Source organism: Dyadobacter sp. CY312, assembly GCF_021390535.1.
GTDB lineage: Bacteria > Bacteroidota > Bacteroidia > Cytophagales > Spirosomataceae > Dyadobacter.
In genome coordinates, this window is the sequence record NZ_JAJUXG010000012.1 from 298,447 (window position 1) to 316,184 (window position 17,738).

Here is a 17,738-nt window from a genome sequence, read left to right on the forward strand (position 1 = left end):
TAGCTATAAGCTAAAAGCCAATAGCTACTAAAAAAATGGCAACAACAGTTTCCGCAGGACAAAAGACTTTCGTAGATGACAACTTCTTGTTAAAATCCGAAACGGCACGGACTTTATATCACGACTATGCGAAGGCAATGCCGATCATTGATTATCACTGCCATTTACCTCCCGATCAGATCGCAGAAAACAGGCAGTTTGAGAACCTGACGCAGATCTGGCTTTACGGGGATCATTACAAATGGCGTGCAATGCGTGCCAATGGTATCAATGAAAAGTACTGCACCGGAAATGCAAGTGATTGGGAGAAGTTCGAACAATGGGCGGCTACCGTTCCTTACACCATGCGTAACCCGTTGTATCACTGGACGCACCTGGAATTGCTGCGCTATTTTGATATTGATATTCTGCTGAATAAAGATACAGCCCGTGAGATTTATGATGAATGTTCTGCCAAATTGAAGCAGCCGGATTATAATGTAAGAAGTTTACTGACAAAAATGAATGTGAAGGTGATCTGCACAACAGATGATCCGATTGATTCATTGGAATACCATAAGCAGATCAGTGACAGCGGGTTCGACATCAAGGTATTGCCGACTTTTCGTCCTGATAAAGCCATGTTGCTGATCGATTCACCATCTGATTTTCAACAGTATTTGTCCAAATTATCTGAAACATCCGGTTTGGGGAGTATCAGCTCTTACGACGAATTGCTGGCTGCTTTGCAAAATCGCCACGATTTCTTTGCTTCAATGGGCGGACGACTGTCTGACCATGGTTTGGAACACATCTATTCTTCGTTTGATGAAGCCGCAGCAAAACAAGCATTCGCAGCGGCTCTTAAAGGAGAGGTGCCAACAGTTGAGCAAAGTCTGGCTTTCAAGTCGGTATTGCTTTACGATCTTGCCAAAATGGATCATGCAAAATCATGGACACAACAGTTTCACCTGGGTGCTTTGCGTAATAACAATGCCCGTATGCTTCGTGAGCTTGGACCTGATACAGGTTGGGATTCCATCGGTGATTACAGCCAGGCGCAGGCGTTGTCCAAGTTTTTGAACAAACTGGATTCCACAGATCAGCTTGCCAAAACGATACTTTATAATCTCAATCCGGGCGACAACGAAGTAATGGCGACAATGATCGGTAATTACAACGACGGAACGGTGGCAGGTAAAATGCAGTTCGGCTCGGGCTGGTGGTTCCTTGATCAGAAAGATGGTATGGAAAAACAAATGAACGCATTGTCGAATATGGGTCTTTTGAGCCGTTTCGTTGGAATGCTTACCGACTCACGCAGTTTCCTTTCTTACCCGCGTCACGAATATTTCAGAAGAATACTTTGTAACCTGATCGGCAACGATGTAGAAAACGGAGAGCTTCCAAACGACATACAATGGCTCGGAAAAGTGGTATCCGACATTTCTTACAATAACGCAAAGAATTATTTCGGATTTTAGAGGTAGGTTTTTGTAACGTTCAACTTATGGACGAAAATGGAGCTTGTCCTTAATTTAAATAGTAGTGTCACATTGAGCGGAGTCGAAATGTCATTTGCAGCACGCAAAAGGCCTTCGACTCCGCTCAGGCTGACAGCGCTACCGGGATTAGATAGTTTCCTTAACTTTTAAACACTATTTTTGAATAGGTATTAATAATTTAAAAGACGGTTTGTACTGCTTTTACAGTCAGAAAGTGATCGTCAATAACTCTTTTATGGCTCAGATAATCTCTTTCGGGGAAGTACTTATGCGACTTTCCACTCCCGGTTTTTCGCGCTTCGAACAAGCCCGTCAATTAAATGTAACGTATGCAGGAGGAGAGGCCAATGTGTCGTCTGCCTTGGCCTATTGGGGACATAAAACAGCGCACGTAACCCGCTTTCCGGATTCTCCGATCGGGCGTGCGGCGTCGCAGTACCTGGCTACGCATGGCGTGGATACTTCACACATTGTTTATGGTGGTCCGCGTATGGCAGTTTATTTCCTGGAAACAGGTGCTGCGCTGAGAGGAAGCCAGATCGTTTACGACCGGGCAAACTCTTCATTGGCAACCATTGACCCGGAAGAAATAAACTGGGATGAGATTTTGAAAGATGCCAAATGGTTTCATTGGGCTGGAATTACGCCCGCTTTATCACAAGGCGCGGCAGATGCACTTTTGAATGGGATTAAAACGGCACGTAAGTATGGACTGACTGTTTCCGGAGATATTTTTTACCGCGCCAACTTATGGAAATATGGCAAAAAACCGTCCGATATTCTGCCGGAACTCACTGCCGGAACTGATATTGTGATCGCCAACAAAGAAAACATACTCGAAATTTTTGGCATAGAAGGAAACGATTTTGTTGAATCGAGTGTCAACTTACAGAAGGCTTTCCCACAGGTGAAGAAAGTTATTGATACCAAACGCACTTCAATCAGTGCTTCTCATAACCTTTTGCGTGCCTTGATGTGGAACGGAAAGGAGCTGTTGGAAACTGCTGATATTGAGATCAATCCGATTATAGATCGTGTGGGTGGCGGTGATGCATTCATTGCAGGTTTGATCCATGGATTAATTTCTTTTGACGGTGATGATCAGAAAGCACTGGAATTTGGTGTGGCAGCATCGGCTCTGAAACATACGATTGAAGGCGATGCGCTGATTTCAACTATTGCAGAAGTAGAAGCCATCAGACAGGGAGAAACTTCGGGCAGGATTAAGAGATAATATTTATAAAAAGCTAACCGTTAATAGCCAACAGCTATTGGCCACAAAAAATATGGATAAGGACACAACATTGGTTTTGCTGAATGAAGTGGGGGTACTTCCGCTTTTTTACCATGCAGATATAGAAGTTGCAAAGGAAGTGATTAACGCAAGTTACCGCGGCGGAGCCAGGGTATTTGAATTCACCAATCGCGGGGAAAATGCTTTTAATGTCTTTGTAGAACTTTTGGCCCATGTAAAGGAAAGTTTACCGGGATTGTCATTTGGGATTGGTACTATTTATGATGCCGCCACAGCGCAGCGATTTATTGACGCGGGAACGGACTTTATCGTAACACCTTGCCTTAATCCGGAGGTTGGTAAAGTATGTGCGGTTGCCAATATTCCATGGATACCAGGTATTACCACATTGACGGAAATTTACAACGCACAGCAGGCAGGAGCCGAAGTTGTGAAGTTGTTCCCGGGTGAAGTAGTTGGTTCCAAGTTTGTGAAAGCCGTAAAAGGACCAATGCCTAACATCAAAATTATGGTTACAGGTGGAGTGCAGCCAACGAAAGAGAGTATCGACGAGTGGTTTGGTGCAGGAGCTTACGCCGTAGGCCTTGGTTCCAATCTCTTCCCGAAAGATGTACTTGCAGAAGGAAATTACAGCTGGATTCAACAGAAAGTTGCTGAAAGTATTGATCTGGTGAAGCAGTTCAGAGCAAACGCCTGATTCGCTGATTAAAATCAGTTATAGTTATTACAGCCGGAAAATGCTTCCGGCTGTTTTTTTGTATTAAATAGTGTTGATTTAGGTGGTTACGGCTAATTTTTTGACCAAAGCAATTAACTGCACATTTGCCCGAACATCAATTCTTGTTAACTTCGCTCCGAATCAGTTTCAATACCTGCAATGACTCAAATTTCAACAATTCGTAAAATACATTTTATATCGATTGGCGGTAGTGTAATGCACAATCTGGCCATCGAACTTCATCTGAAAGGCTATTTAATTACCGGGTCAGACGATGAGATATATGAGCCTTCTGTAAGCCGTTTGGCAAAATATGAATTACTGCCAGCTGTTACTGGCTGGTTTCCTGAAAAAATAACAGAGGATTTAGAGGCTGTGATATTGGGAATGCATGCCCGTCAGGATAATCCCGAGTTGGCAAAAGCGAAAGAATTGGGTATCAAAATTTATTCTTATCCGGAATATATTTTTGAGCAGAGTCAGCATAAGCAGCGTGTAGTAATTGCGGGAAGTCATGGTAAGACCACCATTACGTCTATGATTCTGCACGTTTTAAAATATAATAACCGGATTTTTAATTATCTGGTTGGCGCTCAACTGGAAGGATTTGATAACATGGTGAAGCTCTCCGACAACGCTCCGCTTATTGTTATTGAAGGAGATGAATACTTTACTTCTCCGCTTGATCACACACCAAAATTTATGCATTATCAACCACATGTTGCCCTAATCAGTGGGATCGCATGGGATCATTTTAATGTATTCCCAACCTGGGAATTGTATGTAAAGCAGTTTGAATCGTTGGCCGACTCGCTGCCAAAAGCAGGCACAATCGTGTATGACGAAACAGATGATATGCTGGATGTGATCGGGCAAAAGGAACGTGCTGATGTGGTAAGTATGGCTTACAATGTTCATTCGAATAAAATAGAAAATGGTCAGACAATCCTGATTACGGCTGAGCAGGGCGAAATCCCGGTTCTGGTTTTTGGAGATCATAATATGAAAAACATCAGTGGAGCACGTGCGGTGTGTGAGCGAATCGGTGTTACAGATGAAGAATTCTACGCTGCCATTCAGACTTTCAAAGGAGCGTCGAAAAGGATGGAACTGCTGGGCAGTAATGATACCACCAGTGTATACCGCGATTTCGCTCATGCACCTTCCAAAGTGGGCGCTACCACGGCTGCTGTGAGCGAACAATTTCCAGACAGAACGCTGGTTGCGGTAGCAGAACTACATACTTTCAGCAGTTTGAACAAGGCATTTCTGAAACAATATAGAAGAAAGCTGGATGCAGCTGATGTTGCTGTCGTGTATTTTAACCCGCAAACCATCGAACACAAACGCCTTGAACCGCTTTCGGAGGAGGATATCCGTACGGCTTTCAAACGTGATGATCTGAAAATATTTACCAGCTCAGAGGAATTATCAGCATTTCTGAAAAATCGGAAGTGGGAAAATGCCAATCTGTTGCTGATGAGCTCAGGAACGTTTGGGGATATAGATTTGCAGGAGTTGGTGGAGGAAGTGGTAAAGTGAGGAGTTAAGAAGTTAAAGTAGTTAAGAGGGTAGAGTAATTAAGAAGTTATAGGAACACCAGTCGGGGCATCCTTCACGGATGCCCCTGTGTTAATCAGTATTTTGTCAAATCTTAAAAGTTACTGAATGCAATCGATCGTAGTTTACTGCGGTTCCAATTTTGGGACAAATCCTGTTTATGCCGAAGCGGCTTATTCTTTGGGAAATGAATTGGCACGTCGGAAAATAAATGTGATTTACGGCGGTGGCAATATGGGGCTGATGGGACGCGTTGCCGATGGTTCTCTGGAAAACAGCGGAACTGTCACCGGCATTATTCCAAATTTTCTGGCTAAACTGGAAGTTGCTCAAAAAACTTTGACTGAGCTGCATTTTGTGGATACCATGCACGAGCGTAAGGCGAAGATGGTTTCTCTGTCGGATGGCGTTATTGCGCTTCCGGGCGGCTATGGAACCTTCGATGAATTGTTCGAGATTCTGACCTGGGCGCAACTGAAAATATTCGACGGACCGGTTGGAGTGCTTAACATCAACGGTTACTACGATCTGCTGATTCTTCAGCTGGATAAAATGGTGGAAGAAGGCTTTTTGCATATCGACAACCGAAAATTGTTGTTGGTATCAGACAATGCTGTCGACCTGCTTGAACAGATGCAGGAATTTGCTGTAAACAATCCGGGAAATAAGCCGCTGGATAAATCGTTATATCTTGAAAATGACAATGATTAAAGGCCTTACGGGTCAAATAATAGCCCGGTTACTATGCAGATGAATCCACGATTATCCAACACTATACCACTCGCTCATACCTTCCTGAATAAGATGAGATTTCCTCTGTTTCTAATTGCTTTTTCTTTCATTTCTTCCGTAAGTCATGCTCAGCTGGAAAGTCTTGGTAAGACGGTTAATACAGAATACAACGAAATAGCTCCAACGATATCTCCCGACGGTAAAACGCTGTATTTTTCCCGCGTAAGCCATCCTCAGAATACGCATGGCACCAAAGGAAGCCAGGATATATGGTACTCCGAACTTAAAAATGATACCTGGACCGCGGCAAGGAAACTGCCTGCTCCGCTCAATAAGGAAGATTACAACAGTTTGTACAGCATCACACCAGATGGGAACACGCTATTGATTAAAGGTGCTTACAAAAACGGTGTATACGAAACGAGGGGTTTTTCAACCAGTAAAAAAACAGCAAGAGGCTGGGCTGCGCCAAACAAAATTGACATTCCTGGTTATGCAAAAATAAGCAAGGGGCAGTTCGACTGCGGATATTTGTCAACCGATGGTAAAACACTGGTCATGTCGTTCAGTGAAAAGAAAAACAGCAAGGTTGATGACCTGTATGTGAGTTTCAAACAAAAGGATGGATCCTGGTCCAAGCCACTGAATCTCGGACCGGAAATCAATAGTGAAGAATTTACAGAAACCACTCCTTTTTTAGCTCCGGATGGTGTCACGTTATATTTCTCAAGTGACAGAAAAGGAGGGCAAGGCAGTAACGACATTTATTACAGCAAGCGGATCGATAAATCCTGGAAGCGTTGGAGCCGACCTGTAAATCTGGGATCCACCATCAATACAGATGGCTACGACGCTTATTACACCATTTCAGCAATTGGGGATTATGCCTATATGGTTTCCTTCAAAGGCACCGAAGGCAAAGGCGATATCGTTCGTTACGATCTTCGTCCGAAAGTGGTGCCGGGAGATACAGCACAGGCTCCGGTTGCCATTATTCCAACATCAGATCCGGTAGCAATGATCAGTGGAAAAGTGATTGATTCCAAAACAGGGAAACCTGTGGAGGCAACCATCATCTATGAGGATCTGGAAACAGGAGAGGAAGTAGGTACCGCTACTACAAGTCCTGCCACGGGAGAATACAAGTTGGTGTTGCCAAAAGGGAAGAAATACAGCTGGCGAGCCGTTGCACCTAATTTTATTGCAGAAGGCGAAAACGTTGATTTAACAGATTCTACCGCAGATGGGAAATCGAAGAATTTCAGTGAAATCACCAATAAGTCACTCAAAATGATCCCGATTGAAGAAGGACAGATCGTACGTTTGAACAACATTTTCTTTGCAACCGGGAAATCGACATTGAGTAACCAATCTTTTCCCGAGCTGAACCGGATTGCGATCACCATGTCGGAAAATAAAACATTGTCTATTGAGCTTGGAGGACATACCGATAATGTGGGCGGCGACGATTTTAACATGAAACTTTCTCAGGACCGCGCTGACTCTGTTCGTGAATACCTGATCGGCAAAGGCATTGAGCCAGACCGTGTGGCAAGTAAAGGTTATGGAGAAACGGTTCCAGTAGCGAAAAATGATACACCGGAAGGCCAGCAGCGCAACCGCCGTGTGGAATTCAAGATATTGAAGAAATAGATATTTGCGGTGGGCAAGCGGCCAGGTTTTGGCGTCACATAGAACATCACTGAATCATGTCTGCCAAGCGATCGCCTGCATTGGGTTTTATTTTCGTCACACTTCTGATAGACGTTATCGGACTGGGAATTATCATTCCGGTGATGCCCAAACTCATCAATGAGCTTACAGGTGACAGCATCAGTCAGGCATCCCGTGATGGAGGGTGGTTGTTGCTTACTTACGCTGCGGTACAATTCCTGTTTGCCCCACTTATAGGTGGGCTCAGCGATCGCTACGGCCGCAGACCAGTACTTCTCGCATCACTTTTTGGATTCGGAGTTGATTATTTGTTTCTCGCTTTCGCGCCAACGTTGGGATGGCTCTATCTGGGACGTGTCATTGCGGGAATAATGGGAGCTAGTTTCACTACTGGTGCAGCATACATTGCAGACATCAGTACGCCCGAAAAACGTGCACAAAATTTTGGTTTGTTGGGAGCGGCCTTCGGACTTGGTTTTATTATCGGACCGGTGCTGGGAGGTTTATTGGGCCAGTTTGGATCCCGCGTTCCGTTTATGGCTGCCGCAGGTTTTTCTTTTGTCAATTGGCTTTATGGTTACTTTATTTTACCAGAATCCCTCAAACCCGAAAACCGGCGAAAGTTCGATTGGACTCGTGCCAATCCGCTGGGTGCGTTTATTAATCTGAGCAAATATCCGGTCATATTTGGATTGATTGGAGCGCTCACGCTTGTATACATTGCCTTACATGCCGTACAGAGCAACTGGTCTTTTTACGTAATTGAGAAATTTGGATGGGATGAAGCTCATATTGGATATTCACTTGGTGCAGTAGGGCTGTTGAGTGCCATTGTACAAGGTTACCTTATTCGGTTAATTCTTCCCAAGATTGGACAGAAACGTGGTGTATATATAGGATTGCTTTTATACTCCATCGGTTTTATCCTTTACGCATTCGCTTCTCAGGGATGGATGATGTATGTTTTCATGATACCCTATATTTTGGGCAGCATTGCTGGTCCGTCGCTGCAAGGCATTATTTCTACTCAGGTCAATGCAAGTGAGCAGGGTGAAGTGCAGGGAGCTCTCACAAGTTTGCAGAGTTTCACTTCCATTCTTGGACCTTTGATGATGACTCAGCTGTTTGCTTTGTTTACCTCAGAGTCAGCGCCGGTATACTTTCCAGGTGCACCTATGCTGCTGGCTGCTTTGCTGACATTGGTTGGTGCTTACCTTGCAAGGCTGAGCTTGAAACGTCAGAAATAAAACTTGTTAGCTATTCCATTCGACCATAAATGGCCGAAAAGCCTTCAAAATAGTTCTAGATACAAGAATTTAGGAAAGATGATGGAGCAGATTTTCGTGACTTAGAGGCTTAGTGGCAACATAATATAACCCTGGTCCAAGACTAGTATAGCAATACCAGAAATATAAAAACCACCAGCCAAAGGGCATCTACAAAGTGCCAGTAACGGGTCATTAATTTGAGACGCAGCCTGTTGGGGGGATTGACACTGTATACAAACGAATCAACATAAGTCCTGTTTTTGATCGCTTTCCTGAACAGGATCAAGAGGTATATTACGCCAGCCAGAATATGTACCAAATGTAGTGCTGTGAGCAGGTATACGAATCCGGCAGAGTTATCGGTACTTGCCAACACCCCTGACTCGATCATTTCCAGCCAGCCGCTCACCTGAAGAAGCATAAAAGTTACTCCGAGTATAAAGGTTGTTCCGAGAAAAACCCTGTAATGAAGGAATCGCTCCTGAACAAAAGCAAGATTAGCTTCGTGTAGTGTAATGCTGCTGAACAAAATAACCAGTGTGCTAAGCCAGAACATGTCCGGAAGTGCTATAAAATGGCTGGTATCCTGATGCATCCGAAACAGATAGATGACAAAAATGGTGGTAAACAGAAGCGAACTACCCACCACTCCCAGCCAAAGCATAAAGCCCAGAGGCTCCCTTCTTTTGGAAAGTGCGTTTTCTTGTTCTTTTGTAGATGGCTTCGTGCTCATTCCTGTGTCTCAATCCTTTGTGTTTTTTTTGGAACCAAAGTAGGGAGTGAATATAGCTGGATTATTGTTCCCTACTGAGTACTAACTGCAAGAATAAAGTTAATTTAACATTCCCTGCCAGATATTGTAACGCTGAAACTGCCCGGACAGATCAATTTCTTTTTCGAAAATTCCATATAAAGTCGAGCCTGATCCACTCATCGCTGCATAGGAAGCTCCTTTTTTGTATAAATCTTCCTTAATTTCCTGTAAGAATGGGTATTTAGGGAAGAGTGAAGTTTCAAAATCGTTTTTCACTTCATTTTTCCAGGTCGATATGGGCTTTCCTAATAGTTCCCTCAGATCTGTCTCAGGCGCATTTGGTTTTACGCCGGCATATGCCTCCACCGTAGAGATATGTATTCCGGGATTCACCATTACGATCCATTTTCCTGCAAGATCCAGATCAATATTTTCGAACTGATCTCCCTTTCCATGGCAATATTTTTGCCTGTTCAAAATAAAGAAAGCACAATCACTTCCCAATCTACGTGCGTAGTCAAGCTGTTTTTCTTCAGATATATGTAAATCAAAAAGTTGGTTCAGCGCGCTGATCGTAAATGCGGCATCGGATGATCCACCTCCAAGGCCCGCTCCAATCGGAATAGCTTTGAGTAAATGAATATTCACCGGTGGAATATCGTAGTCAGCCGACACCGAGTGATAAGCTCTGATACAAAGATTATCGTCGGTATTTCCAGGTATAGAAATGCCATCCGCAGTGAAATGCAGTCTATCTGAAATTGTAATTTCAAGCGCATCCGACCAGCCAACGGGGTAAAAACAAGAGGAAATATCATGAAATCCATCGGGTCGCTTTTCAACAATATTTAACCCGATATTGATTTTGGCATTGGGGAAGACAAGCATTGGATTCGTTTTTACCACAAAAGTAACAAAAGAGATCAAAAGGGTTCGCTTTGTATTAGAATCGGGTTTTCCCTACTTCTCCATATCTTCGGCCAAAAAATCTACTTTTGTTTTCTCTTGTTTCTTTTGTGGTGAATAATTTCATGTCGCGGTTCAAAAATCACTCATCCATTTGCCAATAAAGGTCATTGACATAGGTTTTTTGACCGTCATTGTACAAATTCACGACATTGAAGTTGTACATTATTCCTTTGGGAACCTGCAATAGCTTCATATAGGTCATTAGTTGTGCTTCATGAATGGGCAGGGTCTTTTCAACAGATTTTAATTCAACACACAAAATTTCTTCAATCAACAGATCGCAACGTAATTCTGTCCTAATATCGATCCCCTTGTATTTGACAGGTACTATGATTTCAGACATGTATGTAATTCCTCGCAAGTTAAGTTCGTGATTCAGGCATCTGTGGTAAACACTTTCGAGTAGTCCTGGTCCAAGTGACTTATGAACCTCAATTGCCGCACCATTAATTTCGTACGTCAGTTCCTTTAGATAAGTTTTCGACATAAGGCTTTTTTATGTTGAAACCATAAACGAATCAAAAAGTCACATTTTAGGATCTTTGATCGAATGGTGATTCTGACAATACGTACGAAAAAGTTATTTTACCACAAAGAGTAACCAAAGACATCAAAAGTGGTCGCATTGCATCAGATTCTGGTTTTACTACTTCCCTATATCTTCGCCGGAAAATCTCCTTTTGTTTACTCTTGTTTCTTTTGTGGTGAAATAATTTTTCACACGTTTTTCGGAACAGTTCATACTTTTGATCAATATCTTCAAGTAGATCCCTGTGGAAAATACGATCCGAAAAATAGAAAGTCTGGGTGCCGGTAGCGAAACGCTTGCGCGGCTCATTCCGCTATTGCAAGAGGAAGTATTTCCTAAGGGGCATATTCTCATCAGAGAGGGGAAGGTGGAACGTTCGTTGTTTTTTCTGGAAAAAGGTGTTGCCAGAGCCTATCTGACCAATGAGGACCGTGATGTAACATTCTGGTTTGGAGTAGAAGGGGATGTATTGCTTTCTCTGAAAAGTTATTTTTCCAATGAACCCGGATATGAAAGTATTGAGCTGTTGGAAAAATCTGTTGTGTACAAAATTCCTTATTCTTCACTCATTGAGCTTTATCAGAGGGATGTGAGGATGGCGAACTGGGGAAGAAGGTTTGCTGAGTCTGAATTGATAAAGGCAGACGAGAGGTTTATCAATCAACAGTTTAAACCTGCTGCAGATCGATATGAAGAATTTGTGAGAGATTTTCCGGACTTGATCCGAAGAATTCAGCTGGGGCATATTGCTTCATATCTTGGTGTAAGTCAGGTTACACTCAGCCGAATCCGGGCCGGGAAAAGATAATGCCCTGTTTTTTTAACAAATGTAAAATTTATTGATGTCTCAAAGCCCGAGATTTGTAAGGAAATCATGAGGCGGAATTTTACGACGATTAACATAAATAACATGGCCTGGATCATATTAATTATTGCAGGGGCCTTTGAAATTGGCTTCACAACCTGTCTGAAACTTTCAGACAATTTCAGTAATACCAAATGGAGTATTGGATTTCTGATTTGTATTACTGCAAGCTTTATTTTACTCAACAAGGCTATTCAAACCATCCCGATTGGAACGGCTTATGCGGTTTGGACTGGCATCGGAGCAGTTGGAACTGTTTTAATGGGGATTGTTCTTTACAAAGAGCCAGCTGATTTTTGGCGGATATTTTTCATTTTCCTTCTAATCGGATCAATAATAGGGTTGAAAGTGGTGGCGAAGTAAGTGTTGATCAAAAACAAAAGCAGGCGGTTCGTAAGGATCGCCTGCTTTTGTTTTAATATTTCATCTTATTTCCCCCAACGCCATTCTTGCCCAATGACGAGCTCTTGTTTGAGTCCCTGCGATATGAGGAAATCTCTCGTTGCAGTGTCTGATAGTTTTCTCACAGCAAGCTTTGGTGATGTCGAAAGTGCATACAGATACATTGATGCGATACGAACGGTGCTTTCAAGTTGCTGTTTGTCAACCAGACTGAAATCGTCGCAATCTGCATGGTAGCATTGCAACACTTCCGGTGTCAATTGGCCTGCAAGTCCTGCGATAGGTACCCCTTCAAGCATAAACGGCTGGTGATCACTATGTAATCCTGCACGGTTTTGAAGCTCGTTTTTGAAGCCAGGATCCACATTTTGTACAGCGCTACCCACCGATTTAAAGAATTCTGTCATTTCTTCACGTCCAAAGGAGTTTGCTCCTTTTGGATCGTTGGTCATGTCCAGATTCATCATATAGCTCACTTTGTCAAGTGATCCTGACTTTTTCAGTTCTTCCACAAAATGCTTGGAACCAAGCAAGCCCTGCTCTTCACCCATAAAGAGAACGAATTGTATTGTACGTTCAGGTTTCACCTTCAATGCGCGGAATGCACGTGCGACATCTATTACGGCAAAAGAGCCAATTCCATTATCAATTGCACCTGTCGCCAGATCCCATGAGTCCAAATGTCCTCCAAGAATCACTTTTTCATCTGTTTTTCCTTTCAGGGTAGCAATAACATTCCTGGCTCTGATAGGCTTCGAAATGTTGTGCATATCAATATTAGCTTCCAATGGTGCTTCTTCTTTCAGCCATTTGCGCACTTCGTCACCACTTTCGTTCGAGATACAAACCGCCGGTATGGATATAATTGCACCTGTTACAGACGCTGTTCCGGTGAGTAAAATCTTGCCTGGTGCCCCATTAACCATGATAATACCAATTGCACCATACTGAATAGCTAACGCAGTTTTTTCAGACCTGTGAAGATTTTTTTTACCGGGAGCACCCACTAGCCCAATGTTAGCAAGGGCGATTTTTCCTTTAAGTTTCTCTTTAACTGCTTCAAAATCCTCAGGCAGGCCATTTCCTACATCCACAATCTCTCCCTGAATTTTCGCGTCGACGGGAGAATGGGCGAGAGCTACTACTTCCACATCGCGGAAATTATCGCTGCTTCCGGGAGCAATGCTCAATGTCACGGTGTCGCGCATCCATGCTTCCACCTCGAAGGGTTGATATACTACATCACTAAATCCGTAACTTTTTAAGAGTTTGTAAGCATATTCTTCTGCTCTTGCTCCGTTGCTGCTTCCTGTAAGCCTGTGTCCAATTGTTTTGGTGGCGTTTTCCAGGGTCTCGTAAGCTTTGCTGTTTTTTCTGATTTCAGAATTCAGCCGGGAAAATGGTTTTTCCCATTTCTTGTCTCCGGGTTTGAAACCTGAGAAGAGAACCAGGAAGGAGCTAACTAAAACTAATTGTACAACTTTCTTCATAAAAAGGTTTTTAGCAATCAACGCCATATCAGGTATAGTGAGGGAATAACGTCCCCTTGGATTAACACAATTTAGACTTCAAATAGATTCCAATAGTCTCAATAACTTTGTAAAAAAGTTTTTTTAAATATATTAATTTTCCAACACTTATATGATATCAGTGTCATGTAAGCCACGGAAAAGTGTTATACGTGTAATATTTACACTTAATTAGGAATAAATCTTACCTTAATGGAACATTTTTGAAGGTTTTAGGACTTATCTTTAAAAATTCATAGATGTTTAATCACAATTAAAACAATAAATATGTATTTCCTGGGATTTGATTTAGGCAGTTCGTCCATTAAAGCCTGTTTACTTCATGCAGATACCGGAGCGGTGGCTGCTTCTGCTTTTTACCCTGAAAAGGAAATGACTATTGCTGCTCCCAAGCCTGGTTTTGCTGAACAACAGCCAACGCAATGGTGGGAAAATGCTTGTCTGGCTTCGCAAGCGGTTATGAAAAAAGCAGGAATTTCACCTGATGAAGTTGGTGCTATCGGAATTTCCTATCAGATGCACGGACTGGTGGTTGTGGATAAAGACATGAATGTGCTCCGTCCTTCTATCATCTGGTGCGACAGCCGTGCTGTGGAGGTAGGCAACCAGGCGATGGAAGCCATTGGAGAAGAATACGTACTGCCTCATTTGCTTAATTCGCCCGGAAATTTTACAGCTTCCAAGCTGGGTTGGGTGAAGCAGAATGAACCCGATGTTTATGCCAAAGTATATAAATTCATGTTGCCGGGAGATTACCTCGCGGCAAGAATAACGGGAGAAATTGTGACAACGCCATCAGGATTATCTGAGGGTATTTTCTGGGATTTTGTGAATGAGCGTCCTGCTGATTTCCTTTTTGATCACTTCGGTTTTGATCATTCCTTAATGCCTACAGTGTTGCCAACCTTTGCCGAGCAGGGGAGAGTTACGGCGGAAGCTGCTGCTGCGTTGGGTTTGAAACAAGGTACGCCGGTAACTTATCGTGCAGGTGACCAGCCAAATAATGCTTTTTCATTGAATGTTTTGGAACCGGGTGAGGTAGCAGCAACAGCAGGTACGTCTGGTGTTGTATATGGTGTAAGTGATCAGATCAAATTTGATTCGTTATCAAGGGTCAATACTTTTCTTCACGTAAACCCGATTTCGAAGGCGTCCCGTTATGGTGTTTTGCTTTGTGTAAACGGAACCGGAAGTCTCAATGGCTGGTTGCGCAATTCATTGATGCAGGGAAATGTGTCCTATCCGCAAATGAACGACCTTGCTGCACAAGCACCCGTAGGTTCTGATGGATTGTTGTGTTTGCCATTTGGTAACGGAGCCGAACGTATGCTGGAAAATCAGGATCCGGGAGCAACTTTTAAAGGGTTACAATTTAGTCGTCATGGTCTTAGCCACTGGACGCGTGCCGCACAGGAAGGAATCGTATTTGCCTTGTACTACGGTATGGAAATTATGGAAACGGTTGGAGTTTCGCTTAAAAATATCAGAGCAGGGGAAGCGAATATGTTCCTGAGCCCAGTTTTCCGTGAGACCTTCGCCAACGTTTCTGGTGCAACCGTAGAGCTTATCAATACAGATGGAGCACAGGGAGCAGCGCGTGCAGCAGGTTTTGGTCTTGGTTACTATAAAACCAGAGAAGATGCCTTCACCGGACTATCTGCCTTACAAACCATCGAACCGAATTCGTCATTAACAGAAGCAACGAATGACGCTTATGGAAAATGGAAAGAGGCTTTGCTTAAAGGATAAAAACAGTTTCCTGATAACATGCGTCTTTCGCATGTTATCAGGAAATATGAATAGTGAAGCTCTATTCCAGCTCTCTGAATATGTATTGCTCCTCCCAGTCAATCTCAAAGGCCGTTAAAAATTTCTTGTATTCATCTAAAAAGGATTCCTTCTGATGGTGGATTTCCTGATTTTGAATGTAGCGGATAACATTTGGTATCTGACTTTTTCCGTAAGAAAATGCGCCGTAACCTTCCTGCCATGAAAACGGGTATTTGCTTATACCTTGACTTTTAATCCATTTACTGCTCTCCGTCTTCACATTCTGAATCAATAATGAAATTGATTGACTTGGTCGTATTCCGGCAAGAATATGGTCGGGCATGCTGTTAATTTGAAGGATTTTATGTCCGTTCTGCTGAAAGATACCTGTCATGAATTTGTGAAGTTCCTCTTTCCATTCGTGTTTGATAAGTGCCTTGCGGTATTTTACAGCAAATACAAATTGGATATGGATTTGTGTGTATGTATTTGCCATGGTGATGCGTTGTTACAAGACGTTCCGAAGGAACGTTGTGAATAATTTTACCGGAATATTCTACCGACGAGATGTCCCTAAGGGACATGAATTCCGGAATTTCAATTCATTTTTGAACTTTGCATATATCCGTGCCATGTTCCCACAGGAACATCTGGTCGGTAGAAAAAGCTATAAAGGATAGAGCATTTTCGTTCCGTTAGGAACGTTTAGTGAGGAGTCGGATATCTTATTCCACTTTAAATACAACCAGACGTTACCAAGGCACACGAAATTAATATTCCAATCCATCGGTATTTCTTTGACACAAACTGGCCGTGGATTTGCTATTATATATTGGCATACAACGTGTTTTTCACAAGACGTTCCGAAGGAACGTTGTGAAAAATTGTATCGAAATGTTCTACCGACGAAATGTCCCTAAGGGACATGACACGAGCGACTCAATCTACCATTCGTCTATCGCAAATTGGCGTGTACATAATTGATTGTTCATGTTTTTTACAAGACGTTCCTAACGGAACGTAGGGGACTCATTTTACCGAAATATTCTACCGACCAGATGTCCCAAAGGGACATAATTCTGGAAATTGGATTGACAACAAAACTTTGCTTGGCTCTGCGTCATGTTCCCATAGGAACATCTTGTCGGTAGAAAAATACACACCATTAGCGCATTTTCGTTCCGTTAGGAACGTCTTGTGAGGAGACAGATTCATGGAATCTAATTCTCTCACGCCTTTGCTTCCTGACCCTTTACAACTTCCTCCACTTTAAAGGCGACAATTTCTACCACCTTTACAGTCAGGTTTTCTTTATTTTGATATTGGCGGTAGTTTAGTTTTCCTTCCACAGATACTGTTTTCCCCTTTTCCAATAAGGCTTCACAGCGTTGCGCAAGCTGCCCCCACGCCACAATGGAATGCCATGCGGTGTTTTTAACTTCTTCTTTATTTTTGTTCACATAGCTTTCATTTGTTGCCAACGAGAACGTGGTTACTTTGCCGCCTTCAAATTCTTTCACATTGATTTCGCGGCCTACATTTCCGATTAATTTTACTGAGTTCATGTCTGTAATAGTTTAAAAAGTTGAATGATTAAGTTTGGATTCTTTCGTTGCGAATCGACCTGACAAAGGTGTAGGGTTGTCAAAACATTATTCGGTTTTTAACTATTTACAGTCATATAAAAACATTTGCACCCGTTTGCAAATGGAAGTTACTATTTGATGTTAGCGGGATTGGGAATTTTTATATATTGCGTAAACACTTGATCTACAAATATTTTAAGTCGTTTAGACTTAAATAAAACTGAAATTACCATGGCAGATTGTTTGGAGTGCGGTAAGCCACTGATGGGCAGAGTGGATAAGAAGTTTTGTTCGGATATGTGCCGCAACAGCTACAATAACAGGTTAAACTCTGATTCTTATAACCTGATCAGAAACATGAACAACCAGCTTCGGAAGAACAGAAGGGTACTTGAAGAGCTGTGTCCCGAGGAAAAGGCAAAAACAACCAAGAGTACTTTAACCGCAAAGGGATTCGACTTTAATCTCATCACCAGTGTACGACCCACTCAAAAAGGGAATATTTACCACTTCGTATACGACTATGGTTATCTGGAACTTGATAACGATTTTTATTTGATCGTGAAAGATAAAAGGCTGGAAAAGTAGGTAAGTTACAGAACTGTTAAACTGAAAATTTAATGGCAAGTATCTCATTTTAAAG

General features: G+C 42.6%; 17 protein-coding genes. 11 read left to right on the top strand and 6 right to left on the bottom strand.

What is annotated here, in order from left to right:
- The first annotated feature begins 35 nt into the window (after positions 1-35).
- From uxaC to LZG71_RS18095, 7 genes are all read left to right on the top strand, one after another.
- Positions 36-1,463 (top strand): glucuronate isomerase, encoded by a 1,428-nt coding sequence (uxaC, locus tag LZG71_RS18065; protein WP_233822655.1) that lies wholly within the window; start codon positions 36-38, stop codon positions 1,461-1,463.
- Between the two features lie 256 nt (positions 1,464-1,719).
- On the top strand, positions 1,720-2,718 hold the full coding sequence (locus tag LZG71_RS18070) for a sugar kinase (protein WP_233822656.1): 999 nt from the start codon (positions 1,720-1,722) through the stop codon (positions 2,716-2,718).
- Positions 2,719-2,770: 52 nt separating this feature from the next.
- Positions 2,771-3,436 carry a bifunctional 4-hydroxy-2-oxoglutarate aldolase/2-dehydro-3-deoxy-phosphogluconate aldolase gene (locus tag LZG71_RS18075; protein ID WP_233822657.1) on the top strand — a complete coding sequence of 222 codons (666 nt, stop codon included), beginning with the start codon at positions 2,771-2,773 and terminating at the stop codon, positions 3,434-3,436.
- 180 nt (positions 3,437-3,616) lie between these two features.
- On the top strand, positions 3,617-4,999 hold the full coding sequence (murC, locus tag LZG71_RS18080; RefSeq protein WP_233822659.1) for a UDP-N-acetylmuramate--L-alanine ligase: 1,383 nt from the start codon (positions 3,617-3,619) through the stop codon (positions 4,997-4,999).
- Between the two features lie 126 nt (positions 5,000-5,125).
- The gene (locus LZG71_RS18085) at positions 5,126-5,728 is read left to right on the top strand and encodes a TIGR00730 family Rossman fold protein (RefSeq protein WP_233822661.1); all 603 of its coding nucleotides are present in this window, start codon (positions 5,126-5,128) and stop codon (positions 5,726-5,728) included.
- 93 nt (positions 5,729-5,821) lie between these two features.
- Positions 5,822-7,402 (top strand): OmpA family protein, encoded by a 1,581-nt coding sequence (locus LZG71_RS18090; RefSeq protein ID WP_233822792.1) that lies wholly within the window; start codon positions 5,822-5,824, stop codon positions 7,400-7,402.
- A gap of 56 nt (positions 7,403-7,458) precedes the next feature.
- Positions 7,459-8,670 carry a TCR/Tet family MFS transporter gene (locus tag LZG71_RS18095; protein ID WP_233822663.1) on the top strand — a complete coding sequence of 404 codons (1,212 nt, stop codon included), beginning with the start codon at positions 7,459-7,461 and terminating at the stop codon, positions 8,668-8,670.
- A 142-nt stretch (positions 8,671-8,812) separates the two neighbouring features.
- Here the strand turns inward: LZG71_RS18095 and LZG71_RS18100 are convergent, their stop codons facing one another.
- The 3 genes from LZG71_RS18100 to LZG71_RS18110 form a co-directional block, all read right to left on the bottom strand.
- Positions 8,813-9,424 carry a cytochrome c oxidase subunit 3 gene (locus tag LZG71_RS18100; RefSeq protein WP_233822665.1) on the bottom strand — a complete coding sequence of 204 codons (612 nt, stop codon included), beginning with the start codon at positions 9,422-9,424 and terminating at the stop codon, positions 8,813-8,815.
- 99 nt (positions 9,425-9,523) lie between these two features.
- Positions 9,524-10,372, bottom strand: coding sequence for a 4-(cytidine 5'-diphospho)-2-C-methyl-D-erythritol kinase (gene ispE, locus LZG71_RS18105; protein WP_310587763.1), 849 nt, complete (start codon positions 10,370-10,372; stop codon positions 9,524-9,526).
- Positions 10,373-10,493: 121 nt separating this feature from the next.
- Entirely contained in the window at positions 10,494-10,901 is a 408-nt protein-coding gene (locus LZG71_RS18110; protein ID WP_233822667.1) for a GxxExxY protein, read from the bottom strand.
- A gap of 286 nt (positions 10,902-11,187) precedes the next feature.
- Between LZG71_RS18110 and LZG71_RS18115 the strand changes: the two genes are divergently transcribed.
- Complete coding sequence (locus tag LZG71_RS18115; protein ID WP_233822669.1) at positions 11,188-11,751, top strand: Crp/Fnr family transcriptional regulator; 564 nt, start codon at positions 11,188-11,190, stop codon at positions 11,749-11,751.
- 102 nt (positions 11,752-11,853) lie between these two features.
- Entirely contained in the window at positions 11,854-12,171 is a 318-nt protein-coding gene (locus LZG71_RS18120; RefSeq protein WP_233822671.1) for a multidrug efflux SMR transporter, read from the top strand.
- Positions 12,172-12,236: 65 nt separating this feature from the next.
- On the opposite strand, the gene LZG71_RS18125 is transcribed toward LZG71_RS18120, so the two are convergent.
- A complete protein-coding gene (locus LZG71_RS18125; protein WP_233822673.1) occupies positions 12,237-13,700 on the bottom strand; it encodes a M20/M25/M40 family metallo-hydrolase in 1,464 nt (487 codons plus the stop codon).
- A 306-nt stretch (positions 13,701-14,006) separates the two neighbouring features.
- On the opposite strand from LZG71_RS18125, the gene LZG71_RS18130 reads away from it, so the two are divergent.
- Positions 14,007-15,488: a xylulokinase gene (locus LZG71_RS18130; RefSeq protein WP_233822675.1), complete on the top strand. Its 1,482-nt coding sequence runs from the start codon at positions 14,007-14,009 to the stop codon at positions 15,486-15,488.
- A gap of 61 nt (positions 15,489-15,549) precedes the next feature.
- On the opposite strand, the gene tnpA is transcribed toward LZG71_RS18130, so the two are convergent.
- The gene (tnpA, locus tag LZG71_RS18135) at positions 15,550-16,005 is read right to left on the bottom strand and encodes an IS200/IS605 family transposase (RefSeq protein WP_233822677.1); all 456 of its coding nucleotides are present in this window, start codon (positions 16,003-16,005) and stop codon (positions 15,550-15,552) included.
- Positions 16,006-16,738: 733 nt separating this feature from the next.
- A complete protein-coding gene (locus LZG71_RS18140) occupies positions 16,739-17,074 on the bottom strand; it encodes a single-stranded DNA-binding protein (RefSeq protein ID WP_233822678.1) in 336 nt (111 codons plus the stop codon).
- Between the two features lie 252 nt (positions 17,075-17,326).
- Here LZG71_RS18140 and LZG71_RS18145 point away from each other — a divergent pair, with 252 nt between their 5' ends.
- Positions 17,327-17,683, top strand: coding sequence for a hypothetical protein (locus tag LZG71_RS18145; RefSeq protein WP_233822679.1), 357 nt, complete (start codon positions 17,327-17,329; stop codon positions 17,681-17,683).
- Positions 17,684-17,738: the final 55 nt, after the last annotated feature.

Coding starts and splice junctions, on each gene's coding strand:
- uxaC (WP_233822655.1), top strand. CDS start 36: ATGGCAACAACAGTTTCCGCAGGACAAAAGACTTTCGTAGATGACAAC.
- LZG71_RS18070 (WP_233822656.1), top strand. CDS start 1,720: ATGGCTCAGATAATCTCTTTCGGGGAAGTACTTATGCGACTTTCCACT.
- LZG71_RS18075 (WP_233822657.1), top strand. CDS start 2,771: ATGGATAAGGACACAACATTGGTTTTGCTGAATGAAGTGGGGGTACTT.
- murC (WP_233822659.1), top strand. CDS start 3,617: ATGACTCAAATTTCAACAATTCGTAAAATACATTTTATATCGATTGGC.
- LZG71_RS18085 (WP_233822661.1), top strand. CDS start 5,126: ATGCAATCGATCGTAGTTTACTGCGGTTCCAATTTTGGGACAAATCCT.
- LZG71_RS18090 (WP_233822792.1), top strand. CDS start 5,822: ATGAGATTTCCTCTGTTTCTAATTGCTTTTTCTTTCATTTCTTCCGTA.
- LZG71_RS18095 (WP_233822663.1), top strand. CDS start 7,459: ATGTCTGCCAAGCGATCGCCTGCATTGGGTTTTATTTTCGTCACACTT.
- LZG71_RS18100 (WP_233822665.1), bottom strand. CDS start 9,424: ATGAGCACGAAGCCATCTACAAAAGAACAAGAAAACGCACTTTCCAAA.
- LZG71_RS18110 (WP_233822667.1), bottom strand. CDS start 10,901: ATGTCGAAAACTTATCTAAAGGAACTGACGTACGAAATTAATGGTGCG.
- LZG71_RS18120 (WP_233822671.1), top strand. CDS start 11,854: ATGGCCTGGATCATATTAATTATTGCAGGGGCCTTTGAAATTGGCTTC.
- LZG71_RS18125 (WP_233822673.1), bottom strand. CDS start 13,700: ATGAAGAAAGTTGTACAATTAGTTTTAGTTAGCTCCTTCCTGGTTCTC.
- LZG71_RS18130 (WP_233822675.1), top strand. CDS start 14,007: ATGTATTTCCTGGGATTTGATTTAGGCAGTTCGTCCATTAAAGCCTGT.
- tnpA (WP_233822677.1), bottom strand. CDS start 16,005: ATGGCAAATACATACACACAAATCCATATCCAATTTGTATTTGCTGTA.
- LZG71_RS18140 (WP_233822678.1), bottom strand. CDS start 17,074: ATGAACTCAGTAAAATTAATCGGAAATGTAGGCCGCGAAATCAATGTG.
- LZG71_RS18145 (WP_233822679.1), top strand. CDS start 17,327: ATGGCAGATTGTTTGGAGTGCGGTAAGCCACTGATGGGCAGAGTGGAT.